Source organism: Bacillus sp. SLBN-46 (assembly GCF_031453555.1).
Classification (GTDB): domain Bacteria; phylum Bacillota; class Bacilli; order Bacillales; family Cytobacillaceae; genus Neobacillus.
On sequence record NZ_JAVIZM010000001.1, the window covers coordinates 3,395,660 to 3,408,827 of the forward strand.

11 protein-coding genes are annotated in these 13,168 nt (G+C 39.1%); 2 read left to right on the plus strand and 9 right to left on the minus strand.

The features are described from left to right. The first annotated feature begins 135 nt into the window (after positions 1-135). Positions 136-1,080, plus strand: coding sequence for an aldo/keto reductase family protein (locus QFZ87_RS17425; protein ID WP_309863962.1), 945 nt, complete (start codon positions 136-138; stop codon positions 1,078-1,080). Positions 1,081-1,130: 50 nt separating this feature from the next. On the opposite strand, the gene QFZ87_RS17430 is transcribed toward QFZ87_RS17425, so the two are convergent. The 4 genes from QFZ87_RS17430 to QFZ87_RS17445 all read right to left on the minus strand — a co-directional run bounded on the left by QFZ87_RS17430 (position 1,131) and on the right by QFZ87_RS17445 (position 4,943). Continuing rightward, positions 1,131-2,351 (minus strand): MDR family MFS transporter, encoded by a 1,221-nt coding sequence (locus QFZ87_RS17430; protein ID WP_309863965.1) that lies wholly within the window; start codon positions 2,349-2,351, stop codon positions 1,131-1,133. A gap of 146 nt (positions 2,352-2,497) precedes the next feature. Continuing rightward, entirely contained in the window at positions 2,498-2,764 is a 267-nt protein-coding gene (locus QFZ87_RS17435; RefSeq protein WP_309863967.1) for a phage holin, read from the minus strand. Between the two features lie 143 nt (positions 2,765-2,907). Next, positions 2,908-4,257, minus strand: a complete 1,350-nt coding sequence (locus QFZ87_RS17440; RefSeq protein ID WP_309863969.1) for an ABC transporter permease — start codon at positions 4,255-4,257, stop codon at positions 2,908-2,910. After that, positions 4,254-4,943 carry an ABC transporter ATP-binding protein gene (locus QFZ87_RS17445; RefSeq protein WP_309863973.1) on the minus strand — a complete coding sequence of 230 codons (690 nt, stop codon included), beginning with the start codon at positions 4,941-4,943 and terminating at the stop codon, positions 4,254-4,256. Before QFZ87_RS17445 ends, QFZ87_RS17440 begins: the two co-directional genes overlap by 4 nt. Before the next feature lie 208 nt (positions 4,944-5,151). On the opposite strand from QFZ87_RS17445, the gene QFZ87_RS17450 reads away from it, so the two are divergent. Continuing rightward, on the plus strand, positions 5,152-7,251 hold the full coding sequence (locus tag QFZ87_RS17450) for a transglycosylase domain-containing protein (protein ID WP_309863976.1): 2,100 nt from the start codon (positions 5,152-5,154) through the stop codon (positions 7,249-7,251). A 28-nt stretch (positions 7,252-7,279) separates the two neighbouring features. Here QFZ87_RS17450 and QFZ87_RS17455 read toward each other — a convergent pair whose 3' ends face one another. Genes QFZ87_RS17455 through QFZ87_RS17475 form a run of 5 tightly spaced genes read right to left on the minus strand, consistent with a single transcriptional unit; the run spans position 7,280 to position 13,056 of the window. Continuing rightward, positions 7,280-7,972: an ECF transporter S component gene (locus QFZ87_RS17455; protein WP_309863979.1), complete on the minus strand. Its 693-nt coding sequence runs from the start codon at positions 7,970-7,972 to the stop codon at positions 7,280-7,282. Continuing rightward, positions 7,951-9,594, minus strand: a complete 1,644-nt coding sequence (locus QFZ87_RS17460) for an ABC transporter ATP-binding protein (protein WP_309863981.1) — start codon at positions 9,592-9,594, stop codon at positions 7,951-7,953. The genes QFZ87_RS17455 and QFZ87_RS17460 overlap by 22 nt, the downstream gene beginning before the upstream one ends. Beyond that, the gene (locus QFZ87_RS17465; protein WP_309863984.1) at positions 9,576-10,454 is read right to left on the minus strand and encodes an energy-coupling factor transporter transmembrane component T; all 879 of its coding nucleotides are present in this window, start codon (positions 10,452-10,454) and stop codon (positions 9,576-9,578) included. Before QFZ87_RS17465 ends, QFZ87_RS17460 begins: the two co-directional genes overlap by 19 nt. Positions 10,455-10,472: 18 nt before the next feature. After that, the gene (locus QFZ87_RS17470; protein WP_309863987.1) at positions 10,473-11,210 is read right to left on the minus strand and encodes a DUF4430 domain-containing protein; all 738 of its coding nucleotides are present in this window, start codon (positions 11,208-11,210) and stop codon (positions 10,473-10,475) included. Positions 11,211-11,265: 55 nt separating this feature from the next. After that, positions 11,266-13,056: a DUF4430 domain-containing protein gene (locus tag QFZ87_RS17475; protein ID WP_309863988.1), complete on the minus strand. Its 1,791-nt coding sequence runs from the start codon at positions 13,054-13,056 to the stop codon at positions 11,266-11,268. Between the last annotated feature and the right edge of the window lie 112 nt (positions 13,057-13,168).

The following is a 13,168-nucleotide window of genomic DNA, read 5'->3' on the forward strand; positions in this document are numbered from 1 at the left end:
TAAATCATCAAACTGATTCTACTAAACTGTTTATCTATATCTATATTACCAAATATATACCAAATTGTAGACAAATTAGTAAATAATGTAGTATTTTTATTTTGAGTCACGAAATTTTTATTAGGGGGAAGTTAGATGGAATATCGGCGATTGGGAAATACCGGATTAAAAGTGAGTGAAATAAGTTTAGGCAGTTGGCTTACATACGGTGGATATGTGGAAGAGCAAAATGCAGCTGCGTCTATTGATAAAGCATATGATTTAGGCGTTAACTTTTTTGATACAGCCAATGTTTATATGCGTGGAGAGGCTGAAATTGTTGTCGGTAAGGCACTAAAGAAATATGTTCGCGATTCCTATGTACTGGCAACGAAAGTATTTTGGCCAATGGGCGACGGTCCTAATGACCGAGGACTTTCTCGAAAGCATGTCATGGAACAATGCCATGCCAGCTTAAAGCGCCTTAACACTGACTATGTAGATATTTATTACTGTCATCGGTATGATCCGGAAACACCATTGGAAGAAACATTACGTGCACTTGATGACCTAATCCGTCAAGGAAAAGTGTTGTACGTTGGTGTTAGTGAATGGACGGCAGAACAAATATCAGAAGCGGTTCATCTTGCTGATAAGAGACTTTTAGACCGTATAGTTGTTAATCAACCTCAATACAGCATGCTACAGCGTTACATTGAAAAAGAAGTCCTGCCTGTAAGTGAAAAGCACGGAATTGGTCAGGTCGTCTGGTCACCGCTTGCTCAAGGTGTATTAACAGGTAAGTATAAAAAAGGTGAAAAGGCTCCTGCAGGAAGTCGTGCTGCTCAGGAAAAATACAATGGTCTATTTGGATTATTAACGGAAGAGAATCTAGATAAAGTGGAACTTTTAAAAGAGGTTGCCGCTGATAATAATCTTACTCTTGCGAATTTAGCTCTTGCTTGGATATTAAGACAAAGCAGCGTAGCAAGTGCACTAGTTGGTGCAAGTCGTCCTGAGCAGGTAGAAGAAAATGTGAAGGCTTCAGGTGTGAAATTAGACGAAGAAACCCTGACTAGAATAGAGGATATTCTTAGATAAAAAAATGCCCTTGGACCGTGCGTCCTTGGGCATTTTTTTATCAACAGTTTTTATATCGCTTTTTCAACTGATTGTTCCGATGCTTTAATAAAAGACTTGTTACCGATTGAAAAGAAAATAATACTTCCAAGAGTTAACAAGGAAATGGTCCAAAACATGATTTGCCCTTGAAAATGGCTTAGAAGGAACCCGCCAATAATTGGTCCAAGAAAGTTACCTATCTTCCTAAATTGAGATGCACCGAAATAAGTTCCCCGAAGATGTTCAGGAGCTAGTTGATCAATCATCATGCTATTGGATGGAAAGATTAATATTTCCCCCACTGTTAACAATACCATAGCAGCAATAGCCATAACCCAGCCATTAACAAAGCTGAAGCCAATCAAACCTGCGGCCATAAAAACGGCTCCGACCACCATGACCTGCATTAACTTAAATTTCTCTGCAATGTGACTAATTGGCATCTGTAGCAATACAACCATTACTGCATTTATGGTGATTAGCATGGAGAAAATAACCACGCCATTTTCTACCGTTCCTTCTAATATTTGCGGTAAATTAGAATCTATTTGAACGTACCCCATATTCACCAAGATGATTCCCAAGATAAGATATCTTAAAGCCTTATCTCTTTTAACAATCCTAAAGGCATCTCCGAAAGAGGCACCCTTTTTGATATTTTCTACTTTCGGGAAGACAAGTTTTTGTAAAAAGAAAACCAGAACCATTCCATAAAATAAATAAAACGTTCCGGTTATGGCAAAGGATAATTTTGCTGATGTACTTGCTAAATAGGCCCCAATCAGTGGACCAACGGAAGCTCCGATATTCATAGCTGTATATCGTAAGGAGTACACCTTCATCCTCTTTTCCTTTTCGGTTAAATCGGCCATTAAGGCTTGGGCAGTCGGTTCGAAGAACGAATTACTCAAGCCGTTTAAGGCATTTAACAGAATAAACCATCCTGGACCAGTAGCAACGGTAAAACCATAATAAACAAAGGCTACTGTAAACAAAGCAATAAGCATGACTGGTTTTCGTCCAAACCGATCTGATAAATGGCCGCCAATGAATCCACCTACCGTTGCCATTAACGGGCTCATCCCGACAGTCACACCAATAATAATTGGTGAGAGATCCATGTGTCTTGATAAATAGATTGAGAGAAATGGCAAAGTCATAAATGCAGAACCTCTGGATAAGACAGTCCCAATTAATAACACCCATACGATTGGATGAAATTGACCCACATAGTTTTTCAATGTTTTCATATGTAAAACCTCACAAATTTTGGAGTATGCTTTTTTAGTAAACTATTTAACTGAATAAATGTAAAGAAATTTCCTATTTTTCCAGCATACTTCCTCAAAAAAAGGTCAGCCATCAGCAAGGATGACTGAGCCTTATACCCCGTTAATTAATTTGGATCCTTATAGTTTAATGCTCTTTCGCTATCACCGTAGCCCTTGGTCGTTGGGTCTTGTACAAAACCTAGCATGGATAAAATAACGAATATTGCATTGACAATTGTTAAAATGGTACTTTGAACTGCATCTGTTAGTTGGAAGCTAGTTACCCCTAAAGTATTCAATCCTGCTAGTACCATTTGTGCTAAAATCATAATTTGTGAGATAAATGCAATTACCCAATGCTTATTTCTTAAACGAACTTTCCAGTTGATCATGACTCCCTCTCCCTTCTAAATCCGAATACGTCTTTCTATTAGCATATGTATGGATTAAAATAGGTTGTCCATGATTGTCCCGATTTCCAGAATTATTTTTTGACACAAAAAAATCAGGTCCCCGATTGGAACCTGATTTTATGTTATATTTCTCTTCTCATGGCTTTTAATACATCAACTCTTGTTGCTCGTTGTGCTGGTCGGTATCCTGACAGAAGGGTGACTCCGTAACAAATCAAGATACAAATAACCGGTAAAACAAAAGGAATATAACTAAACGTTAAGTCTAAATCTGTTTCTTGTCCAAATGTCTGTTTAATAATTAAAGGGACTGCAAAATTTACAGCGAAGCTAATTCCATACGAGACAATCGTTCCTATAACAGCACCAATCAAGCCAATGTAACTACTTTCGAGCAGGAAGATTCGTTTAATTGTTTTCGGATTAGCACCGATTGCTTTCATAATACCGATATCAGGTGCCCGTTCTGTAACTGCCATCGTCATCGTATTATAGATACCAATAGAAGCAATTAGGATCGCAATTGTCCCGATAAAAATTAGGCCCACTTTTGCAATCATAAATATCATATTGACTTCTTTTAATTCATTTACAACTGAATATGTAGCATATTTCTCCTCTTTTAATTGATCTGAAATACGTTGGACCGCTTCCATATTTTTGGCATAGATTTTCACTTCATCATAGGTCTCTCCATTAGCATCGATTCCTTCTAATTTTTCATTATTAGGGTCAAGCATGATGCCTTTCGGTGTTCCCGTAAAGCTCTCGATTGCCTTTAACATCTCTTCCGATATAAATACGCTTCGATCTTCCGCCCACTCTTTAGTTGGCTTTTTGGAGATTCCTACCACTGTTAATGGAATTTTCTTCTCTTCTTCCTTTCCATCTTTAAACTGCCTAACCGTTAGTTCCATAGTTTCACCGATTAACTTCCCTGGATAGCGATACTCAGCTTTTAACTGACCTTTCTTATCGTAGATGCCCTCATCTGCATCTTTTTTAGCTAGATTGAGAGAAAAATTATACCCGACGACTACCTCATTTTTACTTGTTGGCAAACGCCCCTTCGATAGCTCAAAACCGGCCTTCATTTCGGAAGGAAAATGGGCTACAAAGGTTTGTGTCCCTTCTAAGTAATCACCGATTGTAAACATACTTTCCTGCTGGAGCATCTTTCTTCTTGTAACGGCCTTAACATTCTCTACTTTTTCAAACGTTTGAATGTCACGATCTGTCAGCTGCTGAAAGCCTCCCTGATCATTTATCTCCTTTCCGTGGACGTCTATTTGGGTAATGACCCTTTGTTCCGTTATTTCTTTTACCACTGATTTCTGTAACCCAAAGCCTACTGAGGCTAGGACAATCAGGAAGGCACATCCCATTGCGGTGGCAAGAATCGTCATATACACTCTTGTTCTATTTTTCTTCATATTTTGTCTAACAAAACGGAATTGGTCTTTTAGCTTCATACCAGCACCCCCTGTTCAATACGACCGTCCGCTAATACTATTTTTCTATTACCAATATCGGCCACTTTGTCATCATGTGTAATAATTAAAAATGTAATATCTAAATCTCGATTCAACTTTGTGATAAATTCCAGTAATTCTTCTTCTGTTTCACTATCAAGACTACCGGTAGGTTCATCTGCAAGGATAATTGGAGGATTTACAATTAAGGCTCTTGCAATACTAACTCTTTGCTGCTGTCCACCAGATAACTCTCCTGGATAGTGATCCTGATAATCTAGTAAACCTACTTTTTTCAGCATCTCTTCTGTTTGTTCTCTTCTCAGATTCTCGCTTACACCCTTTAATATCAATGGAAGCTCTACATTTTGAAAAGCAGTCATGCTGGGAATCAATTGAAAACTTTGAAAAATGAATCCTAGGTTATTAATCCTGAAATCAGCAAATTTCGTCTCATTTAAATCCGAAACCTTTTCTCCATCAATCCAGATTTCCCCCTCTTTCGGATGGATAAAACCGCTAACTAAATTTAACAAGGTCGATTTCCCTGAACCACTTCTGCCTACAATTGTTACTATTTCCCCTTTTTCAACGGTAAATGAAATGTCTCTAAGCACCGGTATAATGGTCTGTCTTCCTTTTTTCCCAATCACAAAATCATGGCTTAAATTTTTTATTGTAATCATAGGTTCCTCCTGTTTTTCACTCAATCCAACTTAATAGACGATGTTTGGCGAAATAACCCCTACAGATTTTTAAAAAATAGTTAATTCTAGCCAAATAATGAAATAATTTAAGGGGATAATAGTAGGAAAAACACTTTTGTTGGTCTTTTTTTGCTAGAAATTTTATAATATATGAAGCAAAAATTCCTTTTAAAAGTTAGGAGATCACATGGAGAAATTACATCCACTTTGGGACATGCTACGCCGTTTCTGGAGAAAAAGACATCTCACCCAAATATTATTGTTAATCATCCTTGTTGTCGTTTTAGTGACCATTTCATATTTTGGCTGGCTTGCCACAAGAGCCAATGTAGAGTCTTTAAAGCAAGGCTTAAGTCAGCCCACTGTAATTTATGATAAGAGTGGGAAGGTAGCTACGAATGTGGCAACGAATCGTACAAAGGGAGTAAAAATGAATGAACTGCCAAAATATGTTCCAAATGCCGTCGTCGCTATTGAAGATGAACGCTTTTATGAACATAGTGGCTTTGATATTCAAGGGATTGCTCGTGCATTTTTTAGTAACTTATTTGCTGGGAGAATTACCGGAGGGGGTAGCACCTTAACACAACAGCTTACGAAAAATGCCCTTCTTTCGCCCGAACGTACGTATAAGAGAAAAGCCGAAGAATTATTTTTAGCTGTAAAAATCGAAAAGGTATATACAAAAGAAGAAATTCTGCAGATGTACCTGAATCAAGTTTATTTTGGGAGCGGCTCATGGGGAATTGGCAATGCCTCAAAAAAATATTTTAATAAAAACATTTCAGATGTAACTGTCGGTGAAGCAGCGATGCTTGCTGGTCTACTTCATGCACCCAATTACCTTAACCCATATAAAAATTATGATTTAGCCATGAAACGAAAAAATGTAGTCTTAGCGAAAATGAAAGAACTCGGAATGATTACCAAAGCTGAATACACTACCGCTAAGAAACAAAAAATCCGTCTCAACGATGGTGGAGGAAGCTTTGTTGAGAGAAAATATCCTTACTATGTGGACGCGGTTTTAAATGAGGCCATTTCCAAATATGGATTGACTCAAGATGAAATCTTAACAAGAGGATACCGGATTTATACGGAAATGGATCAAAATCTGCAAGCAGGACTTGAAAAAGTGTATAGCAAGAACTACCTATTTCCAAAGGGGAAAGGAAACTCTTTAGTTCAAAGCGGTTCTGCATTAATGGATCCTCAAACGGGGGGAGTTAGTGCACTCGTTGGCGGACGTGGTGAGCATGTATTTCGTGGATTTAACCGAGCTACACAATTAAGGGCTCAGCCTGGTTCGACTATGAAGCCGCTAGCTGTATATACACCTGCACTAGAAGAGGGCTATACCTATTCATCTGAGTTGAAAGATGAGCCAATAACCTTTGGAAATTATAAACCGGAGAATTTTTCAAGAACCTACCAAGGAAAAGTGCCAATGTATAAGGCACTTGAAGAGTCACTAAATATTCCAGCAGTTTGGCTTTTAAATGAAGTGGGTTTAAATAAAGGAATGGAATCACTTAAGCGGTTTGGCATTCCTGTTGAAAAAGAAGATAAAAATTTGGCAATTGCACTTGGGGGTATGAGTAAAGGTGTGTCACCTGTTCAATTAGCTAACGCCTTCTCTGTTTTCCCTAATGGCGGAAAGTGTCAGGATAGTCACTTAATTACAAAAATTGTCGGCCCAACTGGAAATATCATTGCAGAGCATGAAGCAAATACAACAAAAGTTACATCTGAAGAGGTTTCGAATGAAATCACCTCAATGCTGTTAAATGTCGTCGAAACAGGGACAGGCAAGCGCGCGAGAATTCCAGGTCTTCAATTAGCAGGTAAAACAGGTTCGACACAGCTTCCATTTAGTGCAAGTGGTACAAAGGATCAATGGATGGTGGGATATACCCCAAACCTTGTTGGCGCAATTTGGATCGGGTTTGACCAAACTGATAAGCAGCATTACCTGCCCAGCTCAAGTTCTTCAAATGTTGTCCCTATTTTTAAAGCAATCATGGAAGAGTCAAGCCGTCATCTTCCTAAGGAATCATTTGAGGTTGTATCCATAAATGCCCAGTTGGCAGGCGAAACGGCACAAAAGAAACGGATTAACGAGCAAGCAAAGAAAATCAGCAAAGAATTGAATGAGAATGCTCAGAAATTAGGGGAAACCATAAAAGAACAAGCCCCTGAATGGAAAAAGGGCTTGGATAAAGCTTTATATCAAATTGGTGAAGGTATCAATTTCTTAATCGAAAAAGCGAAGACACTAAAGGAATAGCACGCAAAACTGCGTGCTATTTTTTTCGTTATTCAAGCAACCCATATTTACGCTTAAATCTGGTTAATATTTTTATCCAAACCTCACCAAACAAAAGTAAAAAGATTACATTTGAAACGGCATGCATCGTATCGAAAGTTGCACTTCCTATTAAGTAAACAATGAACGCCTTCCATTCAAAAGGGCTTCCTGATTGAACGATTGATAAAAATCCCCATAGATTCATCACCCAGCCAAACAAAAATCCCCATACGATACCAAAAATAATCCGGCCTGCTTTCTTATTCATTATTTTGGTGTTTCGCAGCCCACCAGCCGTCAACCCGACTAAGCCCCATGCTGCCATTTGCCATGGTGTCCATGGACCTTGACCCAAAATCATATTAGATGCAAGTGCTGCAACGGCTCCAATGATAAACCCGCTTTCCGCACCGAATACAAAGCCCGACATCATAATGACAAAAGTGGTTGGCTGAACACTTGGAAGGCTCGCAAACGGTATCCTACCAACGGCGGCAATCGAAGCCAAAACTGCCAATAAAACAAGCTCACGAGGTTCCACCTTTCGACGTTCAAAACGGACAAGAAAAATCAAAATAGCAAGAAAAACGAAACCGAAGCTTAACCATAAATAAGCATCTTCAAAAAAATAAGTAAACCCCAAAACAACCCCTAATGTCGATAAGACGAGAATCGTTGTTAACCCTTTGTTCCTACGCATGGACGAGTAACCTCCTCTAGCGTCATCGGGGCATTTGTCGTTCTATCACGGAAAATCCGCTGAATCATCGTTGTATAAAAGAAATTCCCTTTAAAAAACTTCTTCGGTTCATCCTCAGAGGTAATCTTCCCTTGAAACATCATTCCACATTTGGTTGCATACTGTGCCGCGAATTCTACATCATGAGTAGACATGAAAATGGTCATACCAGACCTACGTAAATCATGAAGAATGTTTGCTAAATTTTCTTTTGAAATGGGATCCAGTCCCTTAGTTGGTTCATCCAGCAACAGTAAAGCTGGCTTTCGCAATAATACACACGCAAGTGCCGCCTTTTGAAGCTCCCCCCCACTTAAATCATATGGGTGACTTGATTTCAAATGAGCGATCCCTAACTCGACTAATAAGGTCTCTACCTCATTCTTGTCAGTTAAGTTCCATTGAGCCATTGTTTCCTTGATTTCCTTTTCAATCGTATCCTGAATAAAAAACAATTTAGGATTTTGCGGTAAATAGCCAATTTTCTTGGTTAATTCGTTGTTTTTATACCCTTTTAAGGGCTTGCCTTCTAGAAGAATTTTTCCGCCTTCAAGCTTCAATAAACCTGCTAGAGACTTGAGTAAGGTAGACTTACCTGAACCATTTCCACCCAACAATGCATAAAATTCGCCTTTCTTCAGATTTAGAGCAAGCTCGTCTAAAATAAGATCTCCCTGTTTATGGTAGCGACAGGAAACATTAATCCCCTTGATTAATTCACCGCCAACCGAATTAACAGAAGGGCTTTTCTCCAGATATATAGGTTGTACCTCCGACTTTTGAGCCCATTTCCTACCTTCTTTAACACTAAGAGGAATCATTCCCTTGCCATCCGTTTCTAAAAACAAAGCTGGAATACTAGGAATAAATGCCTTATTTGATGATTTCCAAATTTCAGGAAGGACCTCCCTCGGCTCACCTGAAATTTGGACCCGGCCTTGATCCATCATGACAATTTGATCCGCCAATGTAAAAACCTCTTCTAGGCGGTGTTCGGCAATAATAATGGTCATACCAAATTCATCATTCAGTCTCTTTAAGATATCTAAAAATTCCCGTGAACTCACCGGATCCAGCTGTGCAGTTGGTTCATCGAGCAACAAAATATCTGGCTGCATGAGTAAAACTGAGGCGAGGTTAATTTGTTGTTTCTTTCCACCTGAGAGTTCATGTACTTTTTTGTGCAGCAATGGTTCAGCACCAAAAAAATGAACCATTTCGGCTACTCTGTTTCTCATTGCATTCGTAGAAAGTCCAATATTTTCAAGACCAAAGACTAATTCATGCAGCACGTCATCCGCAACCATCTGATTTTCCGGGTCTTGAAAGACGAAGCCGATTTTGTTCGAAGTGTCCTTTGCCGCCTGAAGATTTTCCCCATTAATCGTCATCTGCCCTAATAGGTTTCCATGTGGCTGGATTTCCTTTTTTAACAATTGTAAAAGAGTGCTTTTTCCAGAACCGGATGCACCGAACAGCACGACGAATTCACCTTTATTAATGGTAAGTGATAGGTTACTTATGGCTGGTTCCGAACTGCCTGGATATGTAAAGGTAACATCATTTATTTCAATAAACGCCATCGAACCATTCCACCTACTTCTACTATTAATGGAAAACTTAAGAACATAAAATAACAGAAAAAAGCGAAGGTATCCATTACAGAAAACTGCCATGCTTCCATAATTGGATAGATTGTTAATACACCAAAGCCTGAAAATCGCTCAAATACAATGATCGCAAAAAGAACAACTAAATAAGACATTGAAAAGAAATCTGTTTTCTTAAACTTAAAATATTCATAGGAAGACCTTCGTCCTTGACCATATCCCCTAGCATTCATTGAATCGGCTGTTTGAATGGCTTCCTCAAGCGAATAGGTTAACAGTGTTTGCACATAAAGCATGCCCATCTTCATCCTTGTTTTCCATTTCCCCTGATTCACAGAATTCCCCTTGCTCCTTTGAACAATCGAGATTTCCTCCATTCTCCTTCTCATTAACGGAATAAACCTTAGAGTCAGCATAAGGAGAACAGCAAATTGGGGGAGAATTTTTGCAAACAAAAATAAAAGTTTGTTAGGCGTCATGATTATGTTATAAGAAATAAATATCGCAATAATTCCTATTATAGATGCGGCATTCATTCCTCCATACAGGACTGCCTCAAGTGTCACCCGATGCTCATTGAGTTCAAACAGCAAATGTCGTCCTCTTTCATTAAATAAAGGATTTGTGATAAGCATGAGAAGGAAGGTACTGATGATAAAGAGATACCAGCGTCTCAGTCCCTTTAACTGATCATGAATAAAGTTAATCATTAAAATTACTATTAGGGCCGCACCGAGAAAAATGGGATGTAGCATAAGAATTAACAGTGAAATGGCCCCAGCATAAAAAAGAAAGGCAACAAACGGATGAAAACGTTCAAAACGATTTTTCATCCCACGTTCCTCCTTTTGTTATTCGGTGTAGATGCATTCAATCCGATCACCATCTTTGATTTTTGTAACCCCAATACTCTTAGTGAGACTAATTCCATTTTGCTCAAATACCCAACCGCTTTTTGGACCATAATCAAACTCATAAATATTATCAATTCCTTCGATATAGGCAGTTGCCCCGCTACCACGGGAGTCAATCACGATACCATGTTTTTTAGCTGTTGCTAAAATAATATCATAAATGGTGTCCCCTTCATTAAAACTAACTTTTGTTGCAGCAACAATGGTGCCTCGATCCTTTGGTCCAACAATCGATAACGTTACCGTAGTGGCCGGTTTTGGTGTTGCGGTTGTACTCGGCTTTGATGCAGGAGTAGTCGACGTTGGTGTTTGGGCTGTTGTCGTCGGAGTACTACTTTTATTTGTCGTCACAGCCGTATTTGTTTTGGTCTTCGGCGTTTGTTGCTGACTAGATGGACTCGTTTGCTTAGACGTACTAGTTGGTGATGTAGACTGATTTTCCTTCTTTTCTTCAGAAGCAGCAACCGTTGAAGAATCCGTAGGTTTGTTTTGTTCACTACTCAGTTCAACTTTTGCCTCTTCCTTTTTTTCTGCTTCATTTTGTTTTTCTATTTGAACAGTTTTTACTTCTTTGTTTGTTTCCTTCGTAGTTTGTTCATTTGAACCACATCCAACTAAGGAGAACAAAACGAATAATAGACTAAGAACTGCTGTACCTTTCATCCACTTTTTCATAGATGCGCCTCCTCTAGGTTGCCCCTCCTAAATAGAAGAAGGGGCCATATTTCACTTATGAAAATCTTTTTCTTTGCTTCATATAAACTAGACTTCCGATTAGCATAATCAAAAGACCAGCCATGAGCAGGTTATAGCTATCTGTTGCAGTATTTGGCAACGTATGTCCTTTCACACTATTACTACCATTATCTTGATGAGGAGTTGTCTGTACTGGTGCCTCCTCACTAGGTGTTTGAGTCTCAGGCTTCTCTGTTTCAGGCTTTTGTTCAACTAATGGAAGTTGATATAATGAGCCTTTTCCTGTTGTATACAGCTGATAAGCCGCTAACGCCTGGATTCCCTGTGAAGTGGTGAATGGATCACTTACATCTCCTCCCTGCCAATCAAAGCCGCCATCGGCATTTTGGAACGATAGAAAATATTCAACAAGTCCTGTAAATGGAGCTGCATTCGCATCCACTCCTAAAGTTGTCAGGGCAATGATGGCCTGGGCTGCAGTTGAGCTATTATCTATTTTTGATGCTTGATATTGGGTTGATAAATACTGGATGGCTGCATCTACCTTGCCCTTCACTGCAGGCTGCTCTTTATATGGAGCAAGTGCTGTTAAGATCATCGCAGTTGTATCAATATCGCTGGTAGCACTTTCATCCCAAGCCCATCCGCCATCTTGATTTTGCCTATCTAATAAATGCTTCACTATCTTTTCTCTCGTCCATTGTGCAGATTCAGGAATTGAAAAATTCGCGCTATCTAAAGCAATTAAAGCATATGACACACCGATTAAGCCTTGCTTTGTGACATTACCATTGTAAATGGCTTCCACCAAGTTATAGCCAATTACATTTGTTGGATCACCACCAGCTGCAAGAATTCCGAGAACATACCGCTCTGTGTCAGTGATTCTATTGAACTTCCCTTGTTTTTCTTTGACTAGGGTTTTTACTGATGTAAGGTATGTAGCAGGAATGGTCTGGCCTGTTTGTTTTAAGGCAATCACTTCCCATTCGCCTAGATTATTCTGCAACACATATTTGCTGGCTGAATCAACGGAAGCCTGAATTGTCTTTTCAGAAACCGTTCCACCAGAAGGATTTGGGTTTGTTTCTCCACCAGTGTTTCCATCACCCGATCCATTTTCCCAAGATTCAAGTTTAAAACTAATTTGATTTCCAGATTGAAGCTGATAGCTGTCTGCTCCAACCTCGGCCATTTTATCGTTTACGTAAAAAGCCCAATAATTTCTCCCTTCTGCTTGTATTCCATTAATAGAAGTAATCATTTTCCCGTACTGGTTTTCACTGTATCCAACCTTATCAGGGCCAAGAATTACTTGTAATAGTTGAAATGCAGTTGGACTTCCAATCACTTCAATTCCTGATTGATCAGTAACGTTATTTTTATCACTATTAACCACTTTAAGCGAAACCGTATTCTGTGGGGTTTTTGTCCAATCTGTCAAACGGAACGTTAATTGGTCACCATTCTGGACAACATAGGTGTCAGAACCAACCTGTGCTGCAACACCATTGATAAAAAATGCCCAATAATTTGTCCCTTCTGCTTTTACCCCATTAATTCCAGTGAGCATTTTTCCATTGGAGGTATCAGTAAATTCAACATTGCTTTCACCAACCGCTGCTGTTAACGCTTCTGTTGCTGTTTCAGTGTCACTGAATTGAACAGTGGTTTTTGCTAAAATTGGGTTGGCTCCATCCAAACCCAAAACTGTAATGGACCCTTGTTTCCCTAGGTCGGCTGCTAGTACAGGAGCTTGTAGCCCACTCGTGAATAATGTAAAAATTAACAGCATGACCATCCACAAATTTCTTTTCTTCATCATTTTGAAACTCTTCCTTTCCTAATTAAATAGCCATAAAAAAATCCCCCTAAAAGGAGGAGGAGTGTTATGTACGTTAAGGAGGAAACGAGAAACCGCTTCTGTTCTTAACACT

Excerpts from the sequence above, each read along its gene's own strand:
- QFZ87_RS17465 (WP_309863984.1), bottom strand. The coding sequence starts at position 10,454 with ATGAAAAATCGTTTTGAACGTTTTCATCCGTTTGTTGCCTTTCTTTTT.
- QFZ87_RS17440 (WP_309863969.1), bottom strand. The coding sequence starts at position 4,257 with ATGAAGCTAAAAGACCAATTCCGTTTTGTTAGACAAAATATGAAGAAA.
- QFZ87_RS17445 (WP_309863973.1), bottom strand. The coding sequence starts at position 4,943 with ATGATTACAATAAAAAATTTAAGCCATGATTTTGTGATTGGGAAAAAA.
- QFZ87_RS17430 (WP_309863965.1), bottom strand. The coding sequence starts at position 2,351 with ATGAAAACATTGAAAAACTATGTGGGTCAATTTCATCCAATCGTATGG.
- QFZ87_RS17475 (WP_309863988.1), bottom strand. The coding sequence starts at position 13,056 with ATGATGAAGAAAAGAAATTTGTGGATGGTCATGCTGTTAATTTTTACA.
- QFZ87_RS17470 (WP_309863987.1), bottom strand. The coding sequence starts at position 11,210 with ATGAAAAAGTGGATGAAAGGTACAGCAGTTCTTAGTCTATTATTCGTT.
- QFZ87_RS17455 (WP_309863979.1), bottom strand. The coding sequence starts at position 7,972 with ATGCGTAGGAACAAAGGGTTAACAACGATTCTCGTCTTATCGACATTA.
- QFZ87_RS17435 (WP_309863967.1), bottom strand. The coding sequence starts at position 2,764 with ATGATCAACTGGAAAGTTCGTTTAAGAAATAAGCATTGGGTAATTGCA.
- QFZ87_RS17450 (WP_309863976.1), top strand. The coding sequence starts at position 5,152 with ATGGAGAAATTACATCCACTTTGGGACATGCTACGCCGTTTCTGGAGA.
- QFZ87_RS17460 (WP_309863981.1), bottom strand. The coding sequence starts at position 9,594 with ATGGCGTTTATTGAAATAAATGATGTTACCTTTACATATCCAGGCAGT.
- QFZ87_RS17425 (WP_309863962.1), top strand. The coding sequence starts at position 136 with ATGGAATATCGGCGATTGGGAAATACCGGATTAAAAGTGAGTGAAATA.